17 protein-coding genes are annotated in these 16,193 nt (G+C 64.5%); 12 read left to right on the forward strand and 5 right to left on the reverse strand.

From position 1 onward, the window contains the following. Positions 1 to 119 precede the first annotated feature (119 nt). The 3 genes from AC2EAL_RS13560 to AC2EAL_RS13570 are packed head-to-tail and all read left to right on the forward strand — an operon-like array spanning position 120 to position 2,167. Positions 120 to 1,013, forward strand: a complete 894-nt coding sequence (locus AC2EAL_RS13560) for a YicC/YloC family endoribonuclease (protein WP_484724750.1) — start codon at positions 120 to 122, stop codon at positions 1,011 to 1,013. Positions 1,014 to 1,016: 3 nt separating this feature from the next. After that, positions 1,017 to 1,649, forward strand: a complete 633-nt coding sequence (gene gmk / locus AC2EAL_RS13565; RefSeq protein ID WP_484724751.1) for a guanylate kinase — start codon at positions 1,017 to 1,019, stop codon at positions 1,647 to 1,649. Further along, on the forward strand, positions 1,646 to 2,167 hold the full coding sequence (locus AC2EAL_RS13570) for a gamma carbonic anhydrase family protein (protein ID WP_484724752.1): 522 nt from the start codon (positions 1,646 to 1,648) through the stop codon (positions 2,165 to 2,167). Before gmk ends, AC2EAL_RS13570 begins: the two co-directional genes overlap by 4 nt. On the opposite strand, the gene AC2EAL_RS13575 is transcribed toward AC2EAL_RS13570, so the two are convergent. After that, positions 2,164 to 2,469 (reverse strand): hypothetical protein, encoded by a 306-nt coding sequence (locus tag AC2EAL_RS13575; RefSeq protein WP_484724753.1) that lies wholly within the window; start codon positions 2,467 to 2,469, stop codon positions 2,164 to 2,166. The genes AC2EAL_RS13570 and AC2EAL_RS13575 overlap by 4 nt on opposite strands. Positions 2,470 to 2,672: 203 nt before the next feature. Here AC2EAL_RS13575 and AC2EAL_RS13580 point away from each other — a divergent pair, with 203 nt between their 5' ends. Both AC2EAL_RS13580 and AC2EAL_RS13585 read left to right on the forward strand, forming a co-directional pair. Further along, positions 2,673 to 3,689, forward strand: a complete 1,017-nt coding sequence (locus AC2EAL_RS13580; protein WP_484724754.1) for a sensor histidine kinase — start codon at positions 2,673 to 2,675, stop codon at positions 3,687 to 3,689. Positions 3,690 to 3,900: 211 nt separating this feature from the next. Further along, on the forward strand, positions 3,901 to 5,748 hold the full coding sequence (locus tag AC2EAL_RS13585) for a P-loop NTPase fold protein (protein ID WP_484724755.1): 1,848 nt from the start codon (positions 3,901 to 3,903) through the stop codon (positions 5,746 to 5,748). 10 nt (positions 5,749 to 5,758) lie between these two features. On the opposite strand, the gene AC2EAL_RS13590 is transcribed toward AC2EAL_RS13585, so the two are convergent. Continuing rightward, positions 5,759 to 6,691: a nucleoside hydrolase gene (locus AC2EAL_RS13590; protein ID WP_484724756.1), complete on the reverse strand. Its 933-nt coding sequence runs from the start codon at positions 6,689 to 6,691 to the stop codon at positions 5,759 to 5,761. A 122-nt stretch (positions 6,692 to 6,813) separates the two neighbouring features. On the opposite strand from AC2EAL_RS13590, the gene AC2EAL_RS13595 reads away from it, so the two are divergent. From AC2EAL_RS13595 to AC2EAL_RS13605, 3 genes are all read left to right on the forward strand, one after another. Next, positions 6,814 to 7,839 (forward strand): WD40/YVTN/BNR-like repeat-containing protein, encoded by a 1,026-nt coding sequence (locus tag AC2EAL_RS13595; protein ID WP_484724757.1) that lies wholly within the window; start codon positions 6,814 to 6,816, stop codon positions 7,837 to 7,839. Positions 7,840 to 8,004: 165 nt separating this feature from the next. After that, a complete protein-coding gene (locus tag AC2EAL_RS13600; RefSeq protein WP_484724758.1) occupies positions 8,005 to 8,412 on the forward strand; it encodes a hypothetical protein in 408 nt (135 codons plus the stop codon). A gap of 79 nt (positions 8,413 to 8,491) precedes the next feature. Then, positions 8,492 to 9,904 (forward strand): S1 family peptidase, encoded by a 1,413-nt coding sequence (locus AC2EAL_RS13605; protein WP_484724759.1) that lies wholly within the window; start codon positions 8,492 to 8,494, stop codon positions 9,902 to 9,904. A gap of 59 nt (positions 9,905 to 9,963) precedes the next feature. Here AC2EAL_RS13605 and AC2EAL_RS13610 read toward each other — a convergent pair whose 3' ends face one another. Both AC2EAL_RS13610 and mazG read right to left on the reverse strand, forming a co-directional pair. Beyond that, positions 9,964 to 10,962 (reverse strand): Fe(3+) ABC transporter substrate-binding protein, encoded by a 999-nt coding sequence (locus AC2EAL_RS13610; protein WP_484724760.1) that lies wholly within the window; start codon positions 10,960 to 10,962, stop codon positions 9,964 to 9,966. Between the two features lie 234 nt (positions 10,963 to 11,196). Next, positions 11,197 to 12,030, reverse strand: a complete 834-nt coding sequence (gene mazG, locus AC2EAL_RS13615) for a nucleoside triphosphate pyrophosphohydrolase (protein ID WP_484724761.1) — start codon at positions 12,028 to 12,030, stop codon at positions 11,197 to 11,199. Positions 12,031 to 12,085: 55 nt separating this feature from the next. On the opposite strand from mazG, the gene AC2EAL_RS13620 reads away from it, so the two are divergent. Next, positions 12,086 to 13,249 carry a M20 aminoacylase family protein gene (locus AC2EAL_RS13620; RefSeq protein ID WP_484724762.1) on the forward strand — a complete coding sequence of 388 codons (1,164 nt, stop codon included), beginning with the start codon at positions 12,086 to 12,088 and terminating at the stop codon, positions 13,247 to 13,249. Here the strand turns inward: AC2EAL_RS13620 and AC2EAL_RS13625 are convergent. Then, on the reverse strand, positions 13,234 to 13,620 hold the full coding sequence (locus AC2EAL_RS13625; RefSeq protein WP_484724763.1) for a hypothetical protein: 387 nt from the start codon (positions 13,618 to 13,620) through the stop codon (positions 13,234 to 13,236). The two genes, AC2EAL_RS13620 and AC2EAL_RS13625, sit on opposite strands and share 16 nt — an antisense overlap. 79 nt (positions 13,621 to 13,699) lie before the next feature. Here AC2EAL_RS13625 and AC2EAL_RS13630 point away from each other — a divergent pair, with 79 nt between their 5' ends. The 3 genes from AC2EAL_RS13630 to AC2EAL_RS13640 all read left to right on the forward strand — a co-directional run bounded on the left by AC2EAL_RS13630 (position 13,700) and on the right by AC2EAL_RS13640 (position 16,113). Continuing rightward, a complete protein-coding gene (locus AC2EAL_RS13630; protein WP_484724764.1) occupies positions 13,700 to 14,107 on the forward strand; it encodes a DUF6636 domain-containing protein in 408 nt (135 codons plus the stop codon). Between the two features lie 192 nt (positions 14,108 to 14,299). Continuing rightward, a complete protein-coding gene (locus AC2EAL_RS13635; protein WP_484724765.1) occupies positions 14,300 to 15,706 on the forward strand; it encodes an aminotransferase in 1,407 nt (468 codons plus the stop codon). Beyond that, positions 15,703 to 16,113 (forward strand): hypothetical protein, encoded by a 411-nt coding sequence (locus AC2EAL_RS13640; RefSeq protein WP_484724766.1) that lies wholly within the window; start codon positions 15,703 to 15,705, stop codon positions 16,111 to 16,113. The genes AC2EAL_RS13635 and AC2EAL_RS13640 overlap by 4 nt, the downstream gene beginning before the upstream one ends. Positions 16,114 to 16,193 lie beyond the last annotated feature (80 nt).

The raw sequence follows: 16,193 nt of genomic DNA on the forward strand, positions 1-16,193 counted from the left end.
CACGCCCCTTGCGAGGCATCGGTCCGCCGCGTCTAAGAAAGATACTCCGGATCCATCGGATTCGGCCGAAAATCTAATCAAATGGTAAATACCGCACGCGGCGGTTGAGTGGGGGCTTCATGATTTCGATGACAGGTTTCGCGGCCCGGCGCGGGGCGGGGGCCGGCTATGCCTGGACCTGGGACCTGCGGTCGGTGAATGGCAAGGGGCTGGACCTGCGGCTGCGCCTGCCGGACTGGGTCGACGGACTGGAGGCCGCGGTGCGGGCCGAGCTGCAGAAGGCGGTCCAGCGCGGCAATGTCAGCCTGACGCTGAAGGTCACGCAGGACGAGGGCGGTGATCTGGCGGCCTTCCGGCTGAATGAACCGGCGCTGTCTGCGGCACTGGCAGCGCTGGCCCGGGTCGAGACGGCGGCGATGGATGCGGGCGTGACCCTGCGCCAGCCGACGGCTGCCGATGTCCTGACCCTGCGCGGGGTGATCGATCAGACCGGGCAGGATGTCGACACGACCGAGCTTCGGGCTGCACTGGTCGCCGATCTGCCCGCGCTTCTGGACGATTTCGCTGCGATGCGCCGGGCCGAAGGGCAGGCCCTGGCCCAGGTGCTGGCGGGGCAGCTGGACCGGATCGACAACCTGACCGCCGATGCCCAGACCGAAACCGCCACCCGCACCGCGACCCAGGCCGAGACGCTGCGCGAGGCCCTGGCCCGCGTCCTGGCTGCAACCGATGCCGTTGACGAGACGCGCCTCGCCCAGGAACTTGCGCTGATCGCAGTGAAAACCGACGTGACCGAGGAGTTGGACCGCTTGGCCGCCCATGTCGCCGCCGCCCGCGCCTTGGTCGCCGACGCGGCACCCGTGGGCCGCAAGTTTGACTTCCTGATGCAGGAATTCATGCGCGAAGCGAACACCCTGTGCTCCAAGGCGCAGTCGCTGGCGCTGACCCGCATCGGCCTTGACCTGAAAACCGTGATCGATCAGATGCGCGAACAGGTCCAGAATGTGGAATGATCGATGACACGGCGCGGGCTTCTTCTGATCCTTTCCTCACCCTCGGGCGCCGGAAAGTCGACGCTCTCCCGGATGCTGATGGCCTGGGACCCGACGATGCGCTTTTCCATCTCGGCCACCACCCGCGAACCTCGGCCTGGCGAACAGGACGGCCGCGAATACTATTTTCGCAGCCGGGACGAGTTTCAGACGATGGTCGAACAGGGCCAGATGCTGGAACACGCCGAGGTCTTCGGCAATTTCTACGGCTCCCCCCGCGCCCCGGTCGAGGCCGCGATGCAGGCGGGCACCGACACGGTCTTCGACATCGACTGGCAGGGGGGCCAGCAGATCAAGCAGGCGATGCGCGGCGACGTGGTGTCGATCTTCATCCTGCCCCCGTCGATTGCCGAGCTGGACCGCCGCCTGCGCACCCGCGCCCAGGACAGCGATGAGGTGATTGCCGGTCGAATGGCGAAAAGTCGTGACGAAATCAGCCATTGGGCCGAATATGACTATGTCCTGGTGAACGAGGACCTGCAGGCAACGTTCGACAGCCTGAAGACCATCCTGACCGCCGAGCGCTTGAGGCGCGAACGCCAGCCGCAGCTCTCTGCCTTTGTCCGTACCCTCAACGAGGAGTTCGAAGCCCGATGATCTACACCCTGGAAGGGATCGCCCCCGAAATCGCCGCCTCGGCCTGGCTCGCCGACACCGCTGTCCTGATCGGCAAGGTTGTGGTCGAGGCCGACGCCTCGGTCTGGTACGGCGCGGTGATCCGCGGCGATAACGAGCTGATCCGTGTTGGTGCCGGGACCAACGTGCAGGAAAACGCGGTCTTGCACACCGACCTTGGCTATCCCCTGACCATCGGCGCCAATTGCACCATCGGCCACAAGGCGATGCTGCATGGCTGCACCATTGGGGAAGGCACGCTGATCGGGATGGGGGCGACGATCCTGAACGGGGCGAAGATCGGCAAGGGCTGCCTGATCGGGGCCTGCGCACTGATCACCGAGGACAAGGAGATCCCCGACGGCAGCCTGGTGATGGGCGCGCCCGGCAAGGTGGTCCGGCACCTGGACGAAATCGCGCAGGCGCGGCTTCTGGCCTCGGCGGTCAGCTACCAGGCCAACGCGCGCCGCTTCCGCGCCGGGCTGACCAAGGTATCTTAGCCTTCTTCGACCAGTTCGATGGTGATACCTTGCCGCGCCGCGTGGCTGCGCAGCTCACGCAGGACGACCTGCCGGTTCGGCAGCTTGGGCGCCACGACCCGCAAGGTCTTGCGGAAATCCTGCGCCCCCAGGCGCTCGATGATCTCAAGCGCGTCGAAGGCCATGCAGAACAGCGGCGTCACCACCAGCTCCAGCGTCGGCGGCAGCGGCAGGTACTGGTCGAACGCGGCCAGGTCGATCGAGGCGAACTCTTCCGGTCGCAGACTTCCCTCGGCGGCCTTCGCCTCCGGAATCCCGATCACCAGGCATCTCAATTTCTGCGACATCTCTCCGGCTCATTCCAGGCAGGGCGCCGCCAAATCATGGGTCAGGGATCCATGCGGGCGCCAAAGGTGTTCCGGAGAAGGGCCGGTTCCGCACCGCATTACGTGTACTGCGGCGAATTTACTGCTATTCCCGCGCAAGACAAGCCACGCGGGTCAACCTGAGGCGGAGTGATGCCAGAATGACAGAGTTGCAGCTTTCCAGGCTGCTGACCGGCCTGCCGATGCCCGCGATGCTGGTCAGGAACGGCGACCGGGTGCTGGACTGCAACGCCCCTGCCGTCGCGCTGCTGGGTGAGGGGATGGTGGGCCGCCATCCCGCCATCGCGGTCCGGGCGCCTGCGGTACTGGCGGCGCTGGCCGCGGCCCGGCCTGACGCCCCGCCGCAAGAGGCGCGGATGGTGCTGCGCCGTGAGGGGCAGGAGCAGGTGTTCCAGGTCACCGTCTCGGCCCTGGGCGAAGGGCTGGTGCTGATCGTCTTCCGCGACGTGACCGAGGAGGAGAAGGCCGGCGAAATGCGGCGGGACTTCGTCGCGAACGTCTCCCATGAACTGCGCACGCCCCTGACGGCGCTGATGGGGTTCATCGAGACCTTGAAGAACGCCGCGAAGGACGACCCCAAGGCGCGGGAGATGTTCCTGGGGATCATGGAGGCCGAGGCCGGGCGGATGAACCGGCTGGTGCGGGACCTTCTCCAGCTTTCCCGGGTGGAGGCAGAGGAACGGGTGCGGCCGAAGGAGCCGGTGGAGCTGCGGGGGCTGTTGGAAAGCGTGATCTCTTCGCTGCGGGGGGTGGCGGAGAAGGAGGGGGATACGGTCGTGCTGGCCGGCGATCCAGTGACGGTGCCGGGGGATGCGGATCAGCTGGTGCAGGTCTTCACGAACCTGGTCGAGAACGCGCTGAAATACGGGAAGTCGGGGCAGGTGGTGCGGGTCTCGCTGTCGCCCGAGGAGACGGTGCGGGGGCCGGCGGTGCGGGTGGAGGTCGCGGACGAGGGGGAGGGGATCGACCCGGTCCACCTGCCGCGGCTGACGGAGCGGTTCTACCGGGTCGATTCCCACCGCTCGCGCGAGATGGGGGGGACGGGGCTGGGGCTGGCCATCGTGAAGCACATCGTGAGCCGGCACCGGGGGTGGCTGCGGGTGGAGAGCGTGGTGGGCGAGGGGAGCCGGTTCACGGTCGTCCTGCCGCTGGGGTGAGGTGGGGGCCGCACAGGACTCCGGTTGTCCACGGTGGACATTTTCGGATTATGCTTTGGAAGCAATGGGTTGCGCGTGGGCGTTAGGGGTTTGTTAAGGGGTTTGGGCAACCTGCTTTTTCTTTGCCCCTAAGTATGGGATTTTAGGTCAAGCCGTCGGTTAATCATTCGCCATCCGATCGATACAACGTTAAAAAGAGTGAGCTAAGCAAATGGATCGCCACGCAGCAGCAGTTATTGCGCTTCGCGAATACACAAAGATACCGAATCCTCGATATGCGTTCATGATAGAAGCACCCTGGGGATCTGGCAAAACGCACCTTGTGAAACACGAATTGAGCGATTCAATAAAATCGGGAGAAGCAAGATACACAACGCTTAATGGAGTGGTAGATCGAAAGGGCTTTCGGCGCGCACTGCTAGCAGAAACCTCAGAAGCAAAGATATCTGAGTCAATCGGAAAGCTCGGAAATACGTTGGGACTATTTGCAAAGTTTGGAAACGTTGGAACTATCATTCAAGACGCCGTTGAGGATCGAATGATCAATAACCTTCCAAGAATATTGATCTTTGATGACGTAGAGCGTTGCGGGATGTCTCCTTCTGAGATTCTCGGCCTTGTGAATGAGTTTGTGGAGCATAGAAACAAAAATGTTGTTATCTATGGATATATAGAACAGAGCGGGCAGACAGGCGATCAAAAGCGAAGGTGGGAACTATTTCAAACGCTTAAAGAGAAGGTTGTTGGTAGAACTGTTCGGATTGTCGCTCAAGTTGGAGCGGCTTTGCCTGAGTTTATTGCCGCAATGCCGGAGGGGCGAGGAAAGGATTGGTTTCAAGAACATAAGGATACTGTTCTGGACTTCTTTTCCTCTGCGAAGCTAAGCAATCTAAGAGTTCTGAGACAGTGCGTTCACGACTGCGGCCGGGTCATAGATGTACTGGATGATGATCTAGTGAACTCTGTGGATGCGATGAGGCGGTTTGTTCGAACTTATCTGGCTTTGGCGATAGCGGTTGCGTCTCGCCAACTAAGTCCAGAAGACCTGCAGAAGAGAGACAACTACTCACTCTTCGTGCGACCCAAGGGTGGAGACGAGGCCCATCCGCTGTTTCGTCTCTCCGAGAACCACCCTCATGAGGAGATATTCTCTGGAAGCGCTTCGAACATCTTACCGATAGACCTCGGCGTGTCATTAATTGGCATCGGATATGAGGACCCTGAAGTCGTTAAATCTGCACTTCGCTCAACTTTGCAGTTTTCAGGCGACAGGGAGATACCCTTCTGGCGTCGATTCGTGGAGTGGAGGAAGGCTGAAGGGGCAGACCTTCGGGCGATGTTCACGGAAGCCTGCTCGTATCTCTTTGACAGAGAGGACATTGACCCGGGCCCATACCTTCACGTTGCCAACGACGCTATTTGGATTGTCCGTGACGGCGGGATGGATTTAGACGACTTTGTCAGAAGAATTAAGGCCAGAATCTCGTTTCTATCAGGAGAGAATAAAATTACTAAGGCAGCATACGGGCGTGATTATGGTTGGGGTGGTGAGCGGGGATTTTCCTATGGTGGCTACGCTTTCGATGCTGAAGAGCCTATGTCTGATATCGTTGAATCAATGAGGAACGCGCAGTACGTCGCATTCGAGCGAGTTATGACCACTGAAGCGATTAGGTTAGTTGACTTGTTTGGTAGAGACCTAAATGGCTTTACAAGTGAGTTTTTTGGAGGGAATGGCTACGGAGGCTATAGCCAGACGGAAATCCTCCATCTGGCTGGACATAAGGATTTTGCAAAGGCAGTATTTCGACACGTCGACGGAGGTTTCTTTGATGATGTTGGTGCGGCATTGAAGGCATTGGCCGGCAGGCATCGGACGAGGGAAGGCTTCAGAAGGGAAGCTGAATGGTTTGACGCGGTAAAGACGGCATTAATCGAAGAAGCCGAGTCCTCTGGGCCTACTGCGAAAGCTCAGATTGGCTGGTTTCTTCGCTTCAACTGGAAGTTTTCTGAGTTTAAGGTGACGCCTGAGAGAGTAGCACCTTCAACGGCCCACTGACGCTTCCCCCTCACAACCTCCCCAACCGCTCCGTCAAGAGCCGGTAGAACCCCTCCCGGTCCACGGAGCCCATGAACATCGCGTTGGGCTCTCGCCCCGTCACGCGCCACCAGTCGGCGACGGTCATGCCGAGGGTGAGCTCCGATCCCGTCTCGATCTCCACGTTGATGTGGCGGCCGTGGAAGAGGGCGGGCTGGAGGAGGTACGCGATCACGCAGGGGTCGTGCAGGGGGGCGCCTTCGGAGCCGTATTTGGCGGTGTCGAAACGTTCGAAGAAATCGGTCCAGGAGGCGACGGCCTGTCCGACGGGGGTGCCGAGGGCCCGCATCTCCTCCACCCAGGCGCGCGAGGTCAGGGCCTTGTGGGTGACGTCCAAGGGCATGACCACCAGCGGCACGCCTGATTTAAACACGATTTCCGCGGCTTCGGGGTCGACGTAGATGTTGAACTCGGCCGCGGGGGTGACGTTGCCGACCTCGAAATATGCGCCGCCCATCAGGACGATCTCGGCCACGCGGGGGATGATGTCGGGGGCGCGGAGGAAGGCGGTGGCGATGTTGGTGAGGGGGCCGAGGGGGCAGAGGGTGACGGTGCCGGGGGCCTCGCGCCGCAGCGTGTCGATGATGTGGTCGACGGCGTGTTCGGGTTGCAGGGGATGCGTGGGGTCGGGGAGCGGGATGCCGTCAAGGCCGGTCTTGCCGTGGACGTATTCGGCGGTGACGAGTTTGCGCTTCAGGGGCGCGTCGCAGCCGGCGTAGACGGGGGTTTGTTTGCCGGAAAGCTCGACAATCTGGCGGGCGTTGCGGGTGGTGAGGGGGAGGGGGACGTTCCCGGCGACGGTGGTGAGGGCGAGGACGTCGAGCTCGGGCGAGGCGAGGGCGAGGAGGATGGCGACGGCGTCGTCCTGGCCGGGGTCGGTGTCGATGATGATCTTGCGGGGCATGGGCGACTCCTTTTGGGCGAGTAAGCGGGGTCGGGCGAAGTTTGTCCAGATGGTCAGGAAATTTGGCGGTGCAGTGTGGCGGCGCGGGTGTAGGCTGGGGGCGTCACGCGAAGGAGGCGGCGATGGAGATACTGGTCGGGACGACGAAAGGGTTGTTCGTGCTGAGTGGGGGCCGGGTGGAGGGGCCGTTCTGCGAGGGCTGGCCGATCAACCATGCGATCGGGCGCGGGGGGGAGATCCTGGCGGCCGGGGGCGGCAAGTGGGAAGGCGCGGGGGTCTGGCGCCGTCGCGGGGGCGAGTGGTCGGTGTCGAAAGGGCCGTTCGAGGGGGCGGAGCAGCTGTGGTCGGTGGCTTACGACCGGGGGCGGGTGCTGGCGGGGTCGAAGCCGGCCTATCTGTTCGAGAGTGTGGATGGCGGGGAGAGTTGGTCGCGGCTTGAGGCTCTGACCGACCAGCCCGGCGCGGACCAGTGGATGCCGGGGGCGGCGGGGCTGACGCTGCACACGATCCTTGCCGACCAGAAGGGGGGCATCTGGGTCGGGATCTCGGCGGCGGGGGTGTTTGAGTCTCGGGATGGAGGTTCGAGCTGGCAGCAGCGGAACCGGCGGGGGAACCGGCCGGGGCCGGCGGGGGCCTTGCCGCGCGACTGGGGGGAGGGAGAGTTCCGGCGGGAGGACGAGATTTTCAGTTGCGTGCACAACCTGGCCTTCGGGGCGGCGGAGGGGCTGATCTACATGCAGAACCACCAGGGGGTGTATCGGTCGCGCGATGGCGGGCAGGTGTGGGAGGAAGTGACCGAGGGGTTGCCCTCGACCTTCGGCTTCCCGGTCGCGGCGCATCCTTCGAAGCCGGGGGTGTTCTGGGTGTTCCCGCTGAACGGGGATTCGCTGGGGCGCTATCCGGTGGGAGCAAAGGCGCTGGTCTGGAAGACCGAGGACGGGGGCGAGACCTGGGCGGGGAAGGGCACGGGGCTGCCGGAGAGGGACTGCTTCTTCACGGTGCTGCGGCAGGGGATGGCCTCGTGCGAGGGAGGGGTGGCCTTCGGGACGAACTCGGGCTCGGTGTACCTTTCCCGGGATGAGGGGGAGAGCTGGGAAGAGGTTGCCAAGCACCTGCCGACGGTCTTGTCGGTGGAGTTCATGGGATAGCTGTCCACGGTGGACAGGTTTGCGGCGGGAAGGATTTCAAGGGGTTGCGCGCGGACGTTCACCGTTCGGAAAGGTCTGCGGGCGGCCCTGCAGGGCTGGAATTGCCGACCTGCCGTCTGGTCCCAGCTGCACTAGGGTCGCGCAACGCACCAAAGGGGACCCGTAATGTCGACCGTCATTTCGCTGACCGTGATCCTGGCGACAGCCGTCGGGACCGAGTGGCTGGTGGACAGCTGGCTTGGCGAAGGCCGCAGACATTGGGTGGCCTATGCGGCGATCCCGTTGCTGCTCATGTCGGGCGCGCTGATGCAGGCGAGCGGGATAAACGAAGTGACGCGCATCTTGCGCAACGCCCTCCTGGGCGCCGGGATCGGCGCTGCGCTGCGGCGGTTCGGGCTACGACTGCCGCTGTTCCGAAGCCTGCTGCGGCTGTTCGGGGTCGAGACCGAACCAGAGACCCGCCCCGCCCCGGAGCTACGCTGGTCACGGCTGTCGGAGTGGCTGCTGATGGCCGGATGGGGACTTGGCCTCGTGGGCCTAGGGATGATCTGGACGGGGGCGTTCGGGGGGTAGGTCGCATAGGCTGCAACAGATGGCCTTGACCGACGCGAGGCGCAGGCGTCCATTGGGGCAGATTTCCGGAAGAGTCCCGATGCGAGCATTGTTGGTCCTGATTTGCTTTCTGATCCCGTGGTCGGCGTCGGCCTTTACGGCGGAGCAGCTTGGGCAGGAATTCGACGCGCGGTTTCTGACCGATCAGGAGAAGCGGCTTCTGCAGACCGGCCTCGCCTTTGCCGGGGTCTACAACGGGATGATCGACGGCGCCTGGGGCGCGGGCAGCCAGCGGGCGCTGGAGCGCTTCACGCTATCGCAGGGCGGCGGACGGATCGTGACGAATGCCGATGCGGTGCTGGCCGCGCTGAAGGCCTACGGGGCGCTGGAGGAGGAAGGATGGGAGCGGCAGTATGACTCGGACCTCGACATGTCCTTCCTGGTGCCGACCAGGGCCTTGGTCGAGGGCGGTCGGTCGGATGTCTTCTTCAACATGGAAGTGCGGGGGCGCTCTATCGGCTATTCCCTGACGGTACAGGATGCCGGAGGGACCGTGCGTCTGCACCGGTTCACCGAAGACAGTTCGGTGGTCGAGGCCTATACGGTGCGGCGGCCGCAGGTCTGGATCACCTCGGGCCGGACGTTGGATGGCAGGAGCCTTTACACAAGGTCGGACTACCGGCGCGGGGCCTGGTCCACGATCATGCTGTCAGGCGAGGACCGGGACGCCGGGGCCTTCGCGGCGATCACCGGCAGCATCGAGCCGGGCTATGCCCCAGCCATCGGGATTTCGCCGGGGGTGCTGTCGGACGGGATTGAGACTGTCGCCGCCTTGATGGAGGAGGAAGAGCCCTCAGCGCGACCGGCTGCAGAGGACCCCGCGCCGGCAGCGGTCGCCAGCCCCGCGGTGGGGTATGGTACTGGCTTCATCGTGACCGGCGCTGGCGTGGTCTTGACCAACCGCCATGTCATCGCCGACTGCCGCAGCCTGTCGATCGACGGGAAACCGGCCGTCGTCCTGGCCGAGGACGAGACTTTTGACCTTGCGCTGTTGAAGGCAGAGGGTCTGGCGGGGGTGGCCCCAGCAACATTCGCGCGTGAACCGGCGCGGCTCAACTCGGATGTGACGGTGGCGGGCTATCCGCTGCCGGACTTGCTGGGCGGGCTGAACATCACGCGGGGTGCGGTGACCAGCTTGAAGGGGATCGGCGGTGACGGGATCAACATGCAGATTTCCGCCCCGGTGCAGCCGGGGAACTCTGGAGGGCCGGTGGTGAATGCGGCGGGGCAAGTCGTGGGGGTCGTTGTGGCCAAGCTGGATGCGGCAAAGGTCGCGGACCTGTATGACGACATCCCGCAAAACGTGAATTTCGCCATCCGGGGCGAGATCGCCAAGCTGTTCCTCGCGCAGAATGGCGTCGATCCGGTGGTGGCGGAAGCTGCGGAGCCGGTCGCGCCCGAGGATTTGGCAGAGTTGGCGCAGGGGTTCACCCGGCTGATCACCTGCAACTGAAAGGGGCGCGCTCTTGGCGCGCCCTGTCAGAGTCGGTCTGAAGCCCGACCGACGCTCGATCAGCCGTCGAAATCCACCGTTTCCATGATCTTCACCGCCGCCGGGCGCTGTGCGGCGATTTCGGCGAGGGTCTTCGAATCCGCGGTGAACTCACCCCAGGAAGTGACGAGGGCGGAGCGTTCGACGCCCGGCTTCACCGGGTATTCGTGGTTCGTCTCGGCGTAGATCTTCTGCGCCACGTCGCCCGAGAGCCATTCCATGAATTTCAGCGCGTTCTCACGGTTCGGGGCGGATTTGGTCATCGCCACGCCCGAGATGTTCAGGTGGGTGCCGCCGGCCTCGAAGGTCGGGAAGACGATGTTCACCGACTCGGCCGCGGGGACCTGTTCGGGGTCGGCCAGCATCTGACCCATGTAATAGGTGTTGCCGATGGCGATGTCGCATTCGCCGGCTGCAATGGCCTTGACCTGGTCGCGGTCGCCGCCGTCGGGCTTGCGGGCGAGGTTGGCCTTCAGGCCCTCGGCCCAGGTGGTGGCATAGGCCTCGTCATGATGGGCGATGATCGCGCCCAGAAGGGCGACGTTGTAGTCGTGGAGCCCTGAGCGCGAGCAGATGCGGCCCTTCCACTTGTCCGAGGCGAGGTCCTCGTAGGTGGTCACCTCGCCTGGGGCGACGCGGTCCTTCGAGGCATAGACGATGCGGGCGCGGGCGGTCAGGCCGAACCACTTGTCTTCCGGGTCGCGCAGTTCGGCGGGGATGTTGGCCTCGAGCACGTCGGACTGCACGGGCTGGACCACGTCCGCCTCCACGATCTGCAAAAGGCGCGCGATGTCGACGGTGAGGACCAAGTCGGCGGGCGAACGGTCGCCCTCGGCCACCAGGCGTTCGGCCATGCCCTTGTCGACGAAGGCCACGTTGACGGCGATCCCCGTCTCGGCGGTGAAGGCGTCGACCAGCGGCTGGATCAGTTCCGGCTGGCGGTGGGAGTAGACGTTGATTTCCTGAGCGAGGACCGGAGTCGTGGCGAGAAGGAGGGCGAGGGGGGAAAGGCGGAGCATGGTTGAGTCCTTTAGTCAGGTTTTGTGCGACGGGTGTAACCGGGTTTCGGCGGGCCGGTCAAGATGGTTGAGTGAAATGGTCGGAATTTTTATCGCGGGCGGAAAGACCCCCTCCCTGGCCCTCCCCTTTGCAGGGAGAGGGGACGCCTGTGGCTGGCGTCGTGAGACGAGCCGGACGGTCCGCCTGTGGCGCGTGGCGGAGCCTCCGGCGGGGATATTTGGTGAAGGGAAAGCCTAGGGGCGCGCCTTGTCCTCGGCCTTGGCGCGGTTCCATAGGGCGTCCATTTCCGCCAGGTCGCTGTCGGCGGGGGTCTTGCCCGCCGCCGCCAGCCAGTCCTCGATCCGGGCGAAGCGGCGGGTGAACTTCTGGTTGGCGGCGCGCAGGGCGGCTTCGGGGTCGACCTTCAGGTGGCGGGCGAGGTTGGCCATGACGAAGAGGAGATCGCCGATTTCCTCGGTGAGCGCCGCGTGGGTCAGGGTATCGCGGGCCTCGACGACCTCGCGGGCTTCCTCGACCAGCTTGTCGAGGACTTCGGTTGTCGAGGGCCAGTCGAAGCCGACGCGGGCGGCGCGGTTCTGGAGCTTCAGCGCACGGGTCAGGGCGGGAAGCGACATGGCGATGCCGTCGAGGGTGCGGGCGGAGCCGCGTTCGCGCGCCTTCTGCGCCTCCCAGTCCTTGGTCTGCTGCTCGGCAGTCTTGTCGCGCGACGCGGTGCCGAAGACATGCGGGTGGCGGGCGATCATCTTGTCCGAGATGGCGGCGACGACGTCGGGGAAGGCGAAATGGCCGGCCTCGGCGGCCATCTGGGAATGGTAGACCACCTGGAAGAGAAGATCGCCGAGTTCGCCCTTGAGCTCGTTCCAGTCCTGGCGGTCGATGGCGTCGGCGACCTCATGCGCCTCTTCCAGGGTGTAGGGGGCGATGGTGGCGAAGGTCTGCTCGATGTCCCAGGGGCAGCCGGTGGCCGGGTCGCGCAGGGCTGACATGATGGCCAGAAGGCGGTCGATGCTGCCGGGCTTGTGATCGAGTCGCTGGTCTGCGGGGCGGTCAAGGGGGGATTGAGTCATTGCGGCCACCGGGGTTTTGCGATTTGCTTGGAGGCTGCGTCCGAAGGAGTCCGCAATGCCTGTCTTGAACCGTATCGCCTCTTATGCCGAGGAAATGAAGGGGTGGCGGCGGTATCTGCATCAGCATCCGGAACTGGCCTTCGAGTGTCACAGGACGGCGGCCTGGATCGTTGAGCGGCTGCGCGAGATCGGGGTGGACGAGATCCACGAGGGGATCGCCAAGACCGGGATCGTGGCGCTGATCAAGGGGCAGGGCGAAGGGCCGGTCATCGGGCTGCGCGCCGATATGGATGCGCTGCCGATCGAGGAGCTGACGGGGGCGCCCTATGCCTCGGTCGAGAAAGGGAAGATGCACGCCTGCGGCCATGACGGGCACGTGACGATGCTGCTGGGCGCGGCAAAGTATCTGGCGGAAACGCGGAATTTCGCGGGCAGCGTGGCGCTTATCTTCCAGCCGGCGGAAGAAGACGGCGGCGGCGGGCAGGTCATGGTGCAGGAAGGCATCATGGACCGCTTTGACATCGGGCAGGTCTACGGCATCCACAATGCGCCGAACGTGCCCTTCGGGCATTTCCACACCACGCCGGGGCCCTTGATGGCGTCCGTGGACACGGCGACGGTGAAGGTCATGGGAAAGGGCGGGCATGGGGCGACGCCGCATGAATGCGTCGATCCGGTGGTGGCCATTGTCGGCATGGTACAGGCCATCCAGACCATCATCCCGCGCAACCTGCATGCATTGGACGAGGCGGTGGTTTCGGTCACCATGATCCACACCGGGACCGCGTCGAACATCATCCCCGAGGAGGGCTTTTTCGTCGCCACCATCCGCTGCTTCAAGCCGGATGTGCGGGCGCTGTTGAAGAAGCGGTTCCATGAGATCGTCGAAGGCCATGCGGCGGCCTATGGGGTCAGGGCCGAGGTCCATTACGACTGGGGCTATCCCGCGACGATCAACCATGAGGACGAGGCGGATTTCGCCGCCGACGTCGCGCGCGAGGTCTCGGGTCCCGAAGCGGTCGACGCCCGGGCGGGCCGCGAGATGGGGTCCGAGGATTTCAGCTACATGCTGGAGGTGCGGCCGGGGGCTTATCTGTTCCTGGGGACCGGGCCGGGGGCGGGGCTGCATCATCCGGCCTTCGACTTCAACGACGAGGCCGCGCCGGTTGGCGCCAGCTTCTTCGCCCGGCTGGTGGAACGGGCTCAGCCCCTGGCCTGACGGACCAGCGGGATCAGCGCAAAGCCGATCTGCCCGGCAAGGCCAAGGGCGCCCGGTGCGGTGGCCATGGCAGCAAGGAACTGCGCGGGCGTTTGGCCGAAGGCAAGCGCGGTGAGAAGTTCGAAAAGCATCAGGAGTGCGAAGGCGAGGGCACCCATCAGCAGGCGCGAGGGCAGGGGCAGCGGCCAGAGGCGTAGCACGCGGCCTGCGACAGCCCAGGCGAGGGCGAGGACCAGCGGAACCTCAAGCGCAACTGCCACCAGCGGGCCGGTCACCGGGGCGACGATGGTCACGCGCAGGGCCCCAAAGACAAAGGCCACGGCGAAGACCGGGACCACGTAGGCAATGGCAGCCTTGACGACGGGGGACATCTGCGCGCCTCATGCCGGGATTGGGGCCGGCGGCGTCCGCGGGCCTGTCCGGTTCATTTTGCCATCGAAGGAGGCCGTGTTGAAAGCCCTTGCTGTCCCTGTCCTGTTGCTCCTGGCCGGTCCCGCTGCGGCGGATGATTACTTCGGCTTCCAGTCGCCCACCGGCAACATCCATTGCGCGATGTATACCTTTGATGGCGATGCCGAAGCGCGCTGTGACCTGCGGGAGTATACCCCGAGCTATACCAAGCGCCCGGCAGGGTGTGAGCTGGACTGGGGCATGGCCTTTGCCGTCGGCTCCAGCGGCAAGGGCGTCTTGGCCTGCGTCGGTGACACGGTGCAGGACCCGGGCAATCCGGTGCTGCCCTATGGCGAGGCGGTGTCGCTGGGCGGCATCTCTTGCGTCTCGGCCAAGACCGGCATGACCTGCACCAATGCCGAAGGACATGGCTTCAGCGTGGCCAAGGCGAAGCAGAAGCTGTTCTGACCACGCGCCGGCGAATCGGGGGGGCGGCCAGTCCTGGGTCCCCGATGGTCCTAATGGGGGCCGGATCAACCTTTGGACACCATATCTGGATGACCCCCAACCTTTGGACAGGCAAGGGGGCTGGCCGGGTTTTGATCAAACTGCTAGTCTGGCGTTGTTATCCAACTGTGTCATTCAGCAAGGAGATCCCTCATGACCGCCCCCCTGGCCCTGGCACGGCCCACCCCGAACAGCCTTTGGGAAATGGACCGCAGCCACGCTTTGCACCCGTGGACGAACTTCGGACCCTTCGAACGCGAGGGGTCGCTGGTGATGGCGCGGGGCGAGGGCTGTTACCTGTGGGACGAGGCGGGGCGGCAGTACCTGGATGCCGTGGGGGGCATGTGGTGCACCAATGTGGGCCTCGGTCGCAAGGAAATGGCGCAGGCGATTGCCGACCAGGTGGAGCGGCTGGCCTTTGCCAACAGCTTTGTCGATGTGACCAATGAACCCTCGGCGCGTTTGTCGGCCAAGTTGGCGGCGCTCGCCCCAGGCGACCTAAACCGGGTGCACCTGACCACGGGCGGCTCGACGGCAGTGGATACCGCGGTGCGGATGGTCTGGTACTGGCAGACCTGCATGGGGCGGCCGGAGAAGACGGATATCGTCGCGCGGGATCATTCCTACCATGGCTCGACCTACCTGACCCAGTCGGTGGGCAAGCGTCCGGGCGACCGGGTGGACGAGTTCCGTTACAAGCACGACGGCATCCACCACCTGTCCCCGCCGAACCCCTATCGCCGCCCCGAGGGGATGAGCGAGGCGGCCTTCTGCGACTGGCTGGTCAAGGAGTTCGAGGAGCTGATCGCTCGCGTGGGCGCCGACCGGATCGGCGGGTTCATTGCAGAGCCGATCCAGGCCTCGGGCGGGGTGATCGTGCCTCCGCCCGGCTACTTGCGCCGGATGTGGGAGGTCTGCCAGCGCCACGACATCCTGTTCATCGCCGACGAGGTGGTGACGGCTTTCGGGCGGTTGGGGCATTGGTTCGCGTCCGAGGCGGAGTTCGGCGTGGTGCCGGACATGATCACCTGCGCGAAGGGTTTGACCTCGGGTTACCTGCCTTTGGGCGCGCTGATCTTCAGCGACCGGATCTGGGAGGGGATGGCCGCGCAGGGGGAGCGGTGGTTCACCAGCGGGTTCACCTATTCCGGCCATCCGGTCAGCTGTGCCGCGGCCTTGAAGTCGATCGAGATCATCGAGCGCGAGGGTCTTCTGGAGAATGCGGCCCGGGTGGGGGATTATTTCCTGGACCGGCTGAAGGGTCTGGAGGCGCTGCCGCTGGTCGGCCAGGTCCGCGGGCGGCGGCTGATGGTCTGCGTGGAGAATGTGGCCAGTAAGCTGACCAAGGAGCCGTTGCCGGACGGGGTGAACGAGAGCAAGCGGATCAGCGATGCGGCCGAGGCGATGGGGCTGATGGTGCGGCCGATCGGGCATCTGAACGTGATGTCTCCGCCCCTGACGATCACCGAGGGACAGGTGGACTTCGTGGTCGAGGTGCTGGAGAAGGCGATCCGGCAGGTCACGGACGAGCTGGTGCGGGAAGGGCATAGGATCGGGTGACACGAACCGCCGTCCTTCTGCTCTACTTCGGGGCAGCAAATGCCTGGTTGTCGCGCTACGCTGGGACCTGCACCCAGAACTCTGCCGATCAGCTGGGCGGTCTGGGTCTGGTCCTGATTTGCTATGCCTTGGCGCTTGGCCTTCTATGGCGTGCAAGCTTGGGGTTGGTCACCGGGGTCCTTATCGGGGCCCTGCTTCCGGTTCTTCTGTGGCATGCCTGGGAGGGTGCGCGCTTTGCCGTCGGTGTCGTGATCCAGGGGCAGTCGGCCTGCACGATGCTCATGGGTTACGAATACGGCATTGACGGACGCGAGAAGACCTTCACCGTTCTCTGGCTGCTTGCCGCCTGGGTAGTTCCTGGCCTTACCCTCTGGCGGCTTCTGCGCAGTACGCGTCGCGTCGCTTGACTTCCGGTCCGGGCAGGGGTTTCCTGCGCGCACCGGATCCGCGCGTCTCCGCTGAACGACTGCGCATTGTGACCCGAGAC

The sequence above is a fragment of the Tabrizicola sp. T74 genome, from assembly GCF_057219935.1.